Raw genomic sequence first — 7,888 nt, 5'->3', positions numbered from 1 at the left:
CATAGGCTTTAAATTCACCAAAATATTTCGTAATCGCTGCTGTCAACGAAGTCTTCCCATGATCAACGTGACCAATCGTTCCTATATTAACATGCGGTTTCGTGCGTTCAAATTTGCTCTTTGCCATCGCTCTTAATCTCTTGTTCTGTTCTCTTGTTCTACTGCACCTAAAAACAGTCCTATAGAAGTGAAGTAAACCGGATTACCATCTCAGCCCAACCATTACAACTCTTGGAACAAATAATCCAACCCACCTATGATGGGAGGATCTTTCCATCATACTTTAAGCCCAATCTTTAGCACCTCTATGGAGCGGGTAGCGGGAATCGAACCCGCGTATTCAGCTTGGAAGGCTGCTGCTCTACCATTGAGCTATACCCGCATAACCTATGTACTAACTCTCCTTCGATGAATGGTGGAGGGGGTTGGATTCGAACCAACGTAGCATACGCAACGGATTTACAGTCCGCCCCCTTTAACCACTCGGGCACCCCTCCATTCCATCAACAAAGTTGCGCGATAAGGCATCACGACAACCCAAATTTGACACCATTCAATTCAAACTGGTTGTGGGGCGGTTATGACGATTACGAGCGTCTCTGTCAACAGAATAAATACAATTCTATACAAATTTCCTGCTAATAATTTTAAAAATTACAGTTTTTATCTATCTATTTTTCCTCCTAAAACGCTATAAGGAAGTTATGAAACAAAAAATATCGAAAAATTCCCATTATGCTCGTTTGCGTCGCCAATATCGTGATGCAAAGGGCTTTTCTTCTCGATCTACCCCACGCCCCAAAAGAGAAGCAGCTCCCTTGCAACTAGGAATAATTCGTCTTTATGGTATCCATGCTGTTCAGTCCGCTTTAAAAAACCCAAAAAGAATTTTTTGTTCTCTCTATGCTACAGCTAACGCCTTAAAACGATTAAATATCCCCGAATCACACTTGCCTTGTCCTGTTACATTATGCCCTCCCAAACAACTCGATGCCCTCGTGGGAAGTGATGCAGTCCATCAAGGCGTTGTTTTAGAAACTATGCCCCTCCAACCATGCCGTTTGTCTGAATTAACAAACACCGATCTTGTTATTGTTATGGATCAAATTACCGATCCCCATAATGTCGGAGCTATTATGCGCTCTGCAGTTGCCTTTAAAGCTGGTGCACTTATCACGACTTATCGCCACTCACCTCAAGAAAGTGGCGTGCTTGCTAAAGCCGCATCTGGTGCTTTAGAGCTTATTCATTATATCACCGTACGAAATCTCGCTGAAACGATTCAAGAACTCCATCATGCAGGATTTACTAGCTTTGGTCTTGATTCTGAAGGTGATCATCCTCTCGAAACTGCCTTAACTGGAAAAAAAATTGCTCTTATTTTAGGTGCAGAGGGAAAAGGTTTGCGCAAAAAAACACGTGAGACTGTCTGCGCGTTAACACGCCTTGATATGCCTGGGAATATTAAATCATTGAATGTTTCAAACGCTGCAACAATAGCGCTTTATGCAGCTCATAAATACCTTAGATCGTAGTTTTCAATCTTTTCCACGAAGTATCAAAAAAACCAATCAACAAAAAACCTGAAAAAAAACCGCCAACATGCGCTTCCCATGCAATTTGAACACCATCTTCTTCAAATAGAATAGAAGAAATGCCTATAATCAAATCAACACTTAACCATATACTTATAAAAATAACTACCCTTTTTGAACACAAAGCTTTTTTTATAGATAATAAAGGGCTTAAAAATCTTTCATTCTGCACACTACCTCTCAAAGAGTTTCGAAAAAAATCGTAACGTGCAAAAGCCCCCATCATTCCACACACTGCACCCGATGCACCGACCAGCGATATCTCACTCTCTTGGTGAAATACAAAATAAGTCAATACGGCTATAATCGCTGTTAATATCCAAAATATTAAAAAACGTAAACCACCCAAATGCCTTACTAAAGGAGTGCCAAAAACCAAAAGCCAAGTCATATTCATCGCAAGATGTTGAAAACTACCATGCATGAATGAATAACTCATCATCGTATGACAAAATGCTAACGGTTCAGCCTTAAAGAACACTGGTGTAAATGCAAAAAACTCAAGGCTTTCAATATAGAGTGAGCGAGAAAAAAAATACTGAGGAACAACGTAGATACAAAAACAAAATGCAATCAAAACAACTATAATAAATGGGACATTCAATAATGGTTCTTTCGGCTGTTTTGGAAAAAATGATATATTGTTATATTGCTGATTACTATCTCTCATTGTATAAAAGCTCATACTCTCTGGTAAATTGATCATCCTTTGTACAAGATAAATGTATTCATTTTGATCATAAAGTCGTTTTAAAGATAACTTTAGTTTTCTACTGCACCTAACCTCGCGATATTGCTGTATAAAAATGCTTGTCTCTTTTACAAGATATTTTGAAAAAATGAATATTGAAAATATTATCCTAAAAATCTCTGTACTATGCTTAACCTAAATGGAAATCATTTTTATTATTTATCTGTTTAACATATGATTCAATCAAAATAAAAAGGCTCTATTTCCATAGAAAATCCCATACATTCATGTATGTTTTCTGTGAAGAAAAATAATGCTTTATAGTTTAACTATTTGACAAGGCACATTTTACAAAAAACTGTCATAGTTACAAAATAGGTAGTCTGCCTTTTAAACACATCCCCCATCTTTGAGAATCTAACTATTCTCGTCTTTAAAATTACATTTAATTGCTCAAATAAGATTATAAAACAAATAAGCTCTTCAATATATCATATATACAAAAGATCATTGAATGGACAGATTTTGGGAACTCTGTTTACAATCTTTCAACCAGACATCATAGATAGGGTGCTCGACAGCATTCAAGCCTGGACTATCTGCAAACATCCATCCCGTAAAAATACGCCGTACCTTTTTATCTAAGGTGATCTCATTAACCTCAACAAAACCAGTTGTACGAGTAGGCTCGTCTTTGGAGCTTGTATAACACGCCCGCGGTGTTACTTGTAAAGCACCGTATTGATAAACTTCACCAAGAGAAACTTCAAAACGTACTGTCTGTCCAGTAATTTTATCAAGACCAGCAAAAACAGCAACACCATTGCTCACACGTTCTGCCTGTACTTGACAAATCGTGGAAAAGATCACAACAAGACCCATGAAAAAACAAAAAAAAGAACGCCTCAATCCCAATCGTAAAAAAAATCTCATCACATCAAATCAATCACATCTCAAAAATTCTCTTCATAAAATAGTGCAAATAAGAAAAATACATACGCACCAAAACATTTTATTTTTTAGGCGACCACGCATCATAATCTTCATACACACATGGATGCTCACCACTGTAAGGAATAGCGCCCTTTGGACGATAAGCTTCACTTGTCCCTGTCATATTAGCAACATGAGACCTCTCCCACTCATATGGGCGGTAATTCTCCTGTGTGGGTGGATACTCACAACGATGATGGATCCAACCATGCCACCCTGGTGGAATGGTAGACGCTTCAGAATAATCTTTATAAATGACCCAACGGCGCGGATAACCATCTTTATGCATTCCTCCCTCATAATAAACATTTCCAAACTGATCTTCCCCTATCCGCTTGCCTTTGCACCATGTAAAAAAGCGTGTATTTATGGTATTGCCATTCCACCATGTAAAGATTTGCTTCAAAAAAATAGCCATCTTCTCGTCCATTTTTAATATATTTATGGGATTAGCTTATCATGACGCTTAAAATTACAAGATAACCCCATTCAATAGGTGAATGCACGTCCTTAACTGTCAAAATACCACATTTAAAGGGTCTCTTCTAGCCTCATAAAACCTAATCTATGCCAAGTTTCATTTTAATCAACTCATTAACAGTTTGAGGATTTGCCTTTCCACCAGTTGTTTTCATAACTTGTCCAACAAACCAACCAGCTAAGGCAGGTTTTTGTTTTGCTTGCACAACCTTATCAGCATTATTAGCAATAATTTCATCTACAGCTTTTTCTATAGCCTTTGTATCTGTTACCTGCTTCATATTGCGTTCTTCCACAATCTGACGCGGATCTCCACCTTCATGCCAAATAATTTCAAAGAGATCTTTAGCAATTTTTCCAGAAATCATTCCTTCTTTAATAAGATCAATAATGCCTCCCAGTTGATCTGGTGATATTGGTGTCTCATCAATCACACGATTATGTTTATTTAAGGCGCCCAAAAGATCATTAATCACCCAATTTGCAACGGTTTTTCCATCACGCCCATGAACTACTTTTTCAAAATAATCAGCAATAGCCTTTTCTGCAACAAGAATAGAAGCGTCATATGCTGTTAATCCCATCTCCTTGACAAAACGTGCTTTTATGTCATCAGGCAATTCAGGCAACTCGGCTGCCAAAGAATCCACAAAGTCTTGATCAAATTCTAACGGCAAAAGATCAGGATCAGGAAAATAACGATAGTCATGCGCTTCTTCCTTTGAACGCATAGATCGCGTCTCACCTTTCGTTGCATCAAAAAGTCGCGTTTCTTGATCTATGACACCACCATCTTCTAAAATAGCAATTTGACGACGTGCTTCATACTCAATCGCTTGGCCAATAAAGCGAATAGAATTCACATTCTTGATTTCACAGCGCGTCCCAAAATTTTCACCAGGACGACGAACAGATACATTAACATCTGCACGCATAGACCCTTCATCCATATTACCATCACACGTTCCTAAATAACGAACAATCGTGCGCAATTTTGTCATATAGGCCTTGGCCTCATCAGCTGAGCGCATATCTGGTTTAGAGACAATCTCCATAAGAGCAACACCAGCACGGTTAAGATCTACAAAAGACATCGTTGGATGCTGATCATGCATCGACTTTCCTGCATCTTGTTCAAGGTGCAAGCGTTCAATCCCAATCTCAACATCTTCAAACTGACCATGCGAATCTGGGCCAACAGATATGACAATCTTCCCCTCACCTACAATCGGATAACGAAATTGAGAAATTTGATATCCTTGTGGTAAATCTGGATAAAAGTAATTTTTACGATCAAAAACAGATTTCAAATTAATATGCGCCCTTAATCCCAAACCTGTTCGAACGGCTTGACGAACACATTCCTGATTGAGAACAGGCAACATACCAGGCATAGCAGCATCAATAAGTGATACATGATTGTTTGGCTCTGCACCAAATTTGGTTGATGCTCCTGAAAAAAGTTTTGAATCTGAAATAATTTGCGCATGAACCTCCATGCCAATGATAACTTCCCAATTACCCGTAACTCCAGAAATAAAACGTTTCGAATCAGGGGTGCGCGTATCAACGATGCTCATTGCTCATCCACTATCAATTTTTTCCAAATATACCTGATGGCTAATCTAAAACCATATCAAGTGCAAGTCTAGAATAGAAATCTTATAAAAAAGCCCGATCTTATCGGGCTTGTTCTGTTCGTAAAATATTAGCTCTTTTTAGGTGCCTTTTTCTTGGCTGGAGCTTTCTCTGCAGCTTTTTCTTTTGCCGTAGTTTTTTTCTTTGTCGGCTTTTTTTCGGTTAAATCTAACTCGTCATATTCCTTCATCAGCTCTTCAACTGTTACTTCTTTATCTATGACTTTTATCCTTGCCAGCAAATGATCAATGACTTTTTCTTCAAAAATTGGGGCGCGTAGATTTGCAACAGCTTCCGGAGTATTACGGAAAAAATCCATAATTTCTTTTTCTTGTCCAGGATACTGACGAACTTGGTCAAAAACTGCCGCTTTTAATTCATCTTCACTTACATTAACACCAACATTCATACCAATTTCAGAAAGCACCAAACCAAGACGAACACGACGCTGTGCAAGCGCACGATATTCCTCCCTTGCTTTCTCTTCTGTAACACCTTCATCTTCGAAACTGCGTCCAGCCTTTTTTAAATCGTCATTAACTTGAGCCCATATATTATTAAATTCAATTTCTAAAAGTCCTTCAGGAATCGCAAAATCATAATCAGCATCTAAAGCATCAAGAATCTGACGCTTAATTTTTTGACGTGTCATTGAACCGTATTGACTTTCAATCTGCCCACGAACAACTTCACGCAGACGCTCTAAAGATTCCAAACCAACCTTTTGTGCTGCTTCATCATCAATTTTCAACTCATCCGCTTGAGAAACTGCTTTAACGGTGACATCAAATTCCGCTTCCTTACCAGCTAGATGCACCGCACTGTAGTTTTCAGGAAATTTCACAGAAATTGTTTTCGTATCGCTTGCTTTTACACCAACCAATTGTTCTTCAAAACCAGGAATAAATTGCATTGCCCCCAGAATCAATTGTGCATCATTACCTGCTCCACCTTCAAATGGAACGCCCTCGAGCTTACCAACATAATCTATTGTAACACGATCACCTTCTTCAGCAATACCATCTTTTGGCGAATAATTCCGTGTAGAAGAAAGAACACGTTTTACTTGATCATCAATCTCTTGTTCAGGAATAGCTGCAATTTCACGAGTAATTTCAATATGTGCAAAGTCCTTAATTTCAAACTTTGGCAAAACTTCATATTTTAAACTAAAAACAAAATCAGCTGTACCATCGAGAATTTTTTCGTCTTCATCTATATCAATTTGTGGCTGCATCGCCGAACGTTCACCACGATCAGCTAAAATAGAACGAGGCACATCACTCACAATCTCATTGAGAATTTCCGCCATAAAAGACTTACCATACATCTTCCGTAAGTATCCAGCAGGTACCTTACCGGGACGAAAACCATTAAGCTTGATCTTACCCTTGGTATGATCCAACCGTTCATTTAATTTTTCTTCTAAATCTCTCGCCGGAACCACGATCTTAATTTCGCGCTTCAGTCCTTCATTAAGCGTCTCGGTAACCTGCATTCAACAACCTTTATTCTTCTTAAGGAGAGGGATAAACCCACTCTGATACAACCACATTCTAACACTTGAGTGTTAAATTACCATAAAGCGGAATTCCAGACACACAGGTATCCCTTGTGCTCAAAAATCCCTTTGGTGCGGATGGAGAGAGCCATTTAATAATAATTCCTTACTATTTTTCAATAAGTTAATAAAATTATTAAAAAATAAAACCACCTTTTAAACCACCTAGCATATAGAATCCACAGCGCTATCAAATAACATCATCATCTATATATTGCAATTACGAATCAGCACTTCTTTTCGAGGTATTTTTTATGAGAACTTTAGAATAAAAAATCTTACGATATTTCTCTTTTCCTAAATGAAGAGGAAAACTAGTATCATCTGCTTTTACAAAGAAATAAAAATCATCAAAATTACCACAACTACAGTATTTCGTGATGTAGCAATCATCAAAATCATCCTTAAGTAAGCAAGAAGACAAATAGTAATTGATCAAAGAAATACGCTGTGCAACCGCATCATCATCTGAAAAATCAATAACATCCTTCTGAAAACTAATATCATGATTTTGGGCTTTCTTTTTTCTACTATAATGATAACTGCCTAGAAGAAGATCATTTAAAATTTCTTGCCATTGAAGATTCGTTCCTGATGTTAAGAGGCTATCCTGTGCTAAGCTTGTATCACCATTATGATGAGTTTTTAAAAATCTAATTCTATTAGGAATATCAAACATAAATCTTCTCTAACTCTTCGTGAGCCATTTTTTCACGTGTGAGAGACTATTTTCTAGCGCCTCCATAAAACGAGCTAAATCGATTACAAACATGAAGACAATAAGGGCAATCCACTTCATAAAGCGTGACATCATCTTTATGCCTTGGTACGTCTCTATCATCTCATGAAGGAGCTGTTGTTCCGTTTCTGTCAGTTGTTTTGTGTTATTTGTTTTCTTGGACATCTTTCCAACCACATACCTGCGCTCCC

At 37.9% G+C, this 7,888-nt stretch carries 9 protein-coding genes and 2 tRNA genes; 1 reads left to right on the top strand and 10 read right to left on the bottom strand.

The features are described from left to right. The 3 genes from PVV64_RS09560 to PVV64_RS09550 all read right to left on the bottom strand — a co-directional run. The coding region (locus PVV64_RS09560) for a GTP-binding protein (protein ID WP_234924853.1) at nt 1-127 on the bottom strand (127 nt) is incomplete at its 3' end. A 181-nt stretch (nt 128-308) separates the two neighbouring features. After that, nucleotides 309-382, bottom strand: a tRNA-Gly gene (locus tag PVV64_RS09555). Nucleotides 383-413: 31 nt separating this feature from the next. Further along, nucleotides 414-497: transfer RNA gene (locus tag PVV64_RS09550), tRNA-Tyr, on the bottom strand. A gap of 207 nt (nt 498-704) precedes the next feature. On the opposite strand from PVV64_RS09550, the gene PVV64_RS09545 reads away from it, so the two are divergent. Then, nucleotides 705-1,535 carry an RNA methyltransferase gene (locus PVV64_RS09545; RefSeq protein ID WP_273760779.1) on the top strand — a complete coding sequence of 277 codons (831 nt, stop codon included), beginning with the start codon at nt 705-707 and terminating at the stop codon, nt 1,533-1,535. On the opposite strand, the gene PVV64_RS09540 is transcribed toward PVV64_RS09545, so the two are convergent. The 7 genes from PVV64_RS09540 to PVV64_RS09510 all read right to left on the bottom strand — a co-directional run bounded on the left by PVV64_RS09540 (nt 1,525) and on the right by PVV64_RS09510 (nt 7,874). Beyond that, nucleotides 1,525-2,265: a rhomboid family intramembrane serine protease gene (locus PVV64_RS09540; protein WP_273760778.1), complete on the bottom strand. Its 741-nt coding sequence runs from the start codon at nt 2,263-2,265 to the stop codon at nt 1,525-1,527. The genes PVV64_RS09545 and PVV64_RS09540 overlap by 11 nt on opposite strands. A 528-nt stretch (nt 2,266-2,793) precedes the next feature. After that, a complete protein-coding gene (locus tag PVV64_RS09535) occupies nt 2,794-3,219 on the bottom strand; it encodes a DUF2155 domain-containing protein (protein ID WP_273760781.1) in 426 nt (141 codons plus the stop codon). Nucleotides 3,220-3,298: 79 nt separating this feature from the next. After that, nucleotides 3,299-3,697, bottom strand: a complete 399-nt coding sequence (locus tag PVV64_RS09530; protein ID WP_273760777.1) for an NADH:ubiquinone oxidoreductase subunit NDUFA12 — start codon at nt 3,695-3,697, stop codon at nt 3,299-3,301. Between the two features lie 142 nt (nt 3,698-3,839). Next, nucleotides 3,840-5,339: an Asp-tRNA(Asn)/Glu-tRNA(Gln) amidotransferase subunit GatB gene (gene gatB / locus PVV64_RS09525; protein WP_273760776.1), complete on the bottom strand. Its 1,500-nt coding sequence runs from the start codon at nt 5,337-5,339 to the stop codon at nt 3,840-3,842. A gap of 128 nt (nt 5,340-5,467) precedes the next feature. Then, on the bottom strand, nt 5,468-6,895 hold the full coding sequence (tig, locus tag PVV64_RS09520) for a trigger factor (RefSeq protein ID WP_273760775.1): 1,428 nt from the start codon (nt 6,893-6,895) through the stop codon (nt 5,468-5,470). 283 nt (nt 6,896-7,178) lie between these two features. Further along, entirely contained in the window at nt 7,179-7,637 is a 459-nt protein-coding gene (locus PVV64_RS09515) for a hypothetical protein (RefSeq protein WP_273760773.1), read from the bottom strand. A 9-nt stretch (nt 7,638-7,646) separates the two neighbouring features. Then, entirely contained in the window at nt 7,647-7,874 is a 228-nt protein-coding gene (locus tag PVV64_RS09510) for a hypothetical protein (protein WP_273760780.1), read from the bottom strand. Nucleotides 7,875-7,888: the final 14 nt, after the last annotated feature.

The sequence above is a fragment of the Bartonella sp. ML70XJBT.G genome, assembly GCF_028618575.1.
Classification (GTDB): Bacteria; Pseudomonadota; Alphaproteobacteria; order Rhizobiales; family Rhizobiaceae; genus Bartonella.
The sequence above is the reverse complement of the archived record's forward strand: the minus strand, read 5'-3'. Positions and strand labels throughout refer to the sequence as shown.

What these genes read in the sequence shown, in the direction of transcription:
- gatB (WP_273760776.1), bottom strand. Translation starts at nt 5,339, where the DNA reads ATGAGCATCGTTGATACGCGCACCCCTGATTCGAAACGTTTTATTTCT.
- PVV64_RS09545 (WP_273760779.1), top strand. Translation starts at nt 705, where the DNA reads ATGAAACAAAAAATATCGAAAAATTCCCATTATGCTCGTTTGCGTCGC.
- PVV64_RS09515 (WP_273760773.1), bottom strand. Translation starts at nt 7,637, where the DNA reads ATGTTTGATATTCCTAATAGAATTAGATTTTTAAAAACTCATCATAAT.
- PVV64_RS09530 (WP_273760777.1), bottom strand. Translation starts at nt 3,697, where the DNA reads ATGGCTATTTTTTTGAAGCAAATCTTTACATGGTGGAATGGCAATACC.
- tig (WP_273760775.1), bottom strand. Translation starts at nt 6,895, where the DNA reads ATGCAGGTTACCGAGACGCTTAATGAAGGACTGAAGCGCGAAATTAAG.
- PVV64_RS09535 (WP_273760781.1), bottom strand. Translation starts at nt 3,219, where the DNA reads ATGAGATTTTTTTTACGATTGGGATTGAGGCGTTCTTTTTTTTGTTTT.
- PVV64_RS09540 (WP_273760778.1), bottom strand. Translation starts at nt 2,265, where the DNA reads ATGAGAGATAGTAATCAGCAATATAACAATATATCATTTTTTCCAAAA.